This window comes from Verrucomicrobiota bacterium, assembly GCA_016871495.1.
Taxonomy (GTDB): Bacteria; Verrucomicrobiota; Verrucomicrobiia; order Limisphaerales; family VHDF01; genus VHDF01.
Map to the genome: position 1 here is coordinate 1 of VHDF01000183.1, position 2,892 is coordinate 2,892.

The following is a 2,892-nucleotide window of genomic DNA, read 5'->3' on the forward strand; positions in this document are numbered from 1 at the left end:
CCTTCCAACTGCGCTTGCGTGAGCTCGTCCGGCTTCAGTTGCGGTTGAAATTGACGCCTCAGCATGTCGGCAGCATCGGTCTCCCGCATCCAGCGAGCGACAGAGTAGGCGTCGTGCTGGTCACCGGTGCGTCCTTCACGGGGATACTCATTGTTCCAGAGCCTTGGATAAACCTCAGCGATGACCGAACGGGAGGCATCCGGGCACCAGCCGTCAAAGGGCCAGAAATGCACCCGAGACCCAAGTTGTTGGCGGAGGTAGCGTAACCAAGGTAACCCCGCATGAGTTGAGTGGCCTACGCAACCTTGAGCTCCGAAATGAAAAACCGACTTGGCGCTAACGCTCCTCGTCTCGGTCAACCGACGCCAGCGGGAATTTCCACTACGTGCTGCGGAGATTCCGCCGGGGCGATGCAGTATGTCTCGGACCCAAGTTCCGGCACCATCGGTCGGCCAGTGCTGCTGGAAATCGTCGAGGAACGCGGGCCAGTCCGGCGGCAGGTGGTGGACCTCGAAGTAGCTCAGCGGAAAGGAGAATGCGTGATCAATGCCGACGAGCGTGTGCAGACCGTCGCACAGTTCAGCGGCGAGCCACTCGGCGAGGCCGCGGCGGGTCCAATACTTGCGCGGGCTGGGTGGCGGCAGGATTTCGGCGGGCGCCTGCGTGGGCGTGGCGGCGTAGAGGCGTAAACCCTTCAAGCTACTGGTAGAAGTCTCCGCGCCGGAATAGTCGATGCCGACGTAGCGTTCAAATTGCGGCATGGGTGGTCACGCGTTGGTTAGTTGGGTGGCGGAGGTGGTGAGGGTCTAGGCAGCGGGAACTCAGCCATCCATTCCTGACCGAGCGGGATGAGGTCGGAGGTTCGCGCTGCGTGAATGGCCTGATGATAATAGTGGTCGCGAATCCGCACATCCGATCCTGCCTTGCCCAACCAGCGGGGAGCGCCCGCGGAGTAACGGCTCCAACTGCTAGCCTCCTTGTTGATTAGGGACCACAAGTAACGGCTGGGCCGGTTGGTTTCGGTCAGGGCCCCGTTGAAGCACCACCAGTGGAACCGCCAGGGCTTGCCGGTCCGAGGATCACGTGAGCGTTCCCGTTCCAAATGCTCCACCCGGGCATCCTCGAGCAGGTTCATCAATACCAAAGGGACACCGACTGCCCGAGCGGATCGCACAATGCTGTCTAGGTCCTGTTCAGTGAACAGCCCGTGCGCGGCCTCGTGACGCAGGAGCGATTCGCAGTAGCGTTGCAGCTTGCGTGGGTGTCCACGAATGCGGTCCACACACTGGAGGTGAAACGCGCTGCCGATCTCGATATCGTGATATCGCCCGTGACCATCCCTGCCGATCCTCCATGCGGCAGTTTCAAAGCCTTGGATGATCCTCACCCATTGCCGTCCTTCCCGCGAATTCTTGGCGAGGATTTTCAGAATCCCTTCGCGCCGGCGCGGGCCGCCGGGCCTCCGGCCGACGGCGACGGCCTTGCGAATGATGGCCGCGATGTTCAGAGCGACTGGAGGGCGCACAACGCCCTCTGCCTTCGTCGTGGGTGTGCTCATTTCCTGGTCATTGCTCTCGGGCTTCGGGCCATGCCCCGGCCTTCATTCATACACGCCCCCTCGGGGTGCGAACGCCCACAGTGTGACCCGCCGGAGAGCCAATTCAGGCCGATAGACCAGTCGGAAATCCCCAATCCGGTAGCGCCAGAAGTCCTTCCAGTCTCCGCTCAGTCGCTTGACCGTGTCTCCCTTCGGCGTGACGGGGTCGGACACAATCTCCGTCATAGCCTGAAGGACTCTGCCTTGGAGATTGCGATCGATGGAATCAATCTGCTTCTTGAACTCACGGGACATGCCGAACGACCAGCCATATTCCACCCCGGTTTCCCGTAGCATCATCGCCAACCCCGCCGGCTCATGTGCCGCCCCAGGCCGAGAGGGTTCATCCGCGAATCCTTCCTCCAACCCAAGCCGAAACGTCCTCAAGAACTCGGAGCCGGATTGAAATTCAACTTCCTCTTCGGCGCGTGGCTCCGACGCCTCTCGTTGCCCATGACTGGTGAGTTCGGCGACGAGGGCGGAGAGGAGGTTGGCGGCGGTGGCGCGGGAGGCGGCGAGTTGTTGCTCCAACGCGTCCACCAAGGCCATCAGATGCTCCACTTTCGCCACGATCCGGCGCTGTTCGGCGAGGGGTGGGATGGGAACCGGCATGTGTTTGAGGTCCCTGATGTAGAGATGCGGTTGGGCAGATGCACCAGACGCTTGAGTCATCCAAGTGAACGCCCACGGATTCTTGAGCCACCAGAGCAGATACTCCTTCATGATGACGGGCTTCAGCAAAAGAACGCTCCGAACAATGGCAAAGCGTGGGCAGTTGGCCACGATTGCCGAACGTCCCGTCGTTGCCCCAACGCTCACGATCAAGATGTCTCCGTTCTCTGGTTTGCACCGCTCGATCGACTTCTGGAAAGCTTCCTCGGAGATGAGTCCTGCGCCTTTGAGTGTCACGTGACCATCGCGGACGTGCTTTGCAGATAGCATCGGAACGCCTTCAGCTTGGTATGGTGGTTGAATGTGTTCGCCGTCCGTCACCTGCGAACACAAGCAGTCAATCGACGCCCACATCCAATGGTTGCGGATTCGAGGTAAATCCTCGGATTCAAAGCTCTCAGGCTCTTGATACTTTCGCTTCGTCCCATGCCGATTGCTCCAATATTTGCGACGGGCTGTTGCCGCATCGCTCAGAACTTTCTCTGCGCCGGATTTCGTTAGCTCGCCTTCTTCGCAGTTTGTTAGATCGCCCTGAAATGCGAGGGTGAGGATGGATTTGCGGAGGTCGGCGGGGGGGATGGCGTAGGACGGGTGGAAAAGAAATTGGAGGTTGGCCGGGGTGG

3 protein-coding genes are annotated in these 2,892 nt (G+C 60.3%); all 3 read right to left on the minus strand.

Annotated features, from left to right (window positions below):
- Positions 1-761: hypothetical protein (locus FJ404_19635; GenBank protein ID MBM3825058.1), on the minus strand; the 761-nt coding region annotated here is incomplete at its 3' end.
- Positions 762-778: 17 nt separating this feature from the next.
- Positions 779-1,558, minus strand: a complete 780-nt coding sequence (locus tag FJ404_19640) for a hypothetical protein (GenBank protein ID MBM3825059.1) — start codon at positions 1,556-1,558, stop codon at positions 779-781.
- Between the two features lie 42 nt (positions 1,559-1,600).
- On the minus strand, positions 1,601-2,623 hold the full coding sequence (locus tag FJ404_19645; protein MBM3825060.1) for a hypothetical protein: 1,023 nt from the start codon (positions 2,621-2,623) through the stop codon (positions 1,601-1,603).
- Between the last annotated feature and the right edge of the window lie 269 nt (positions 2,624-2,892).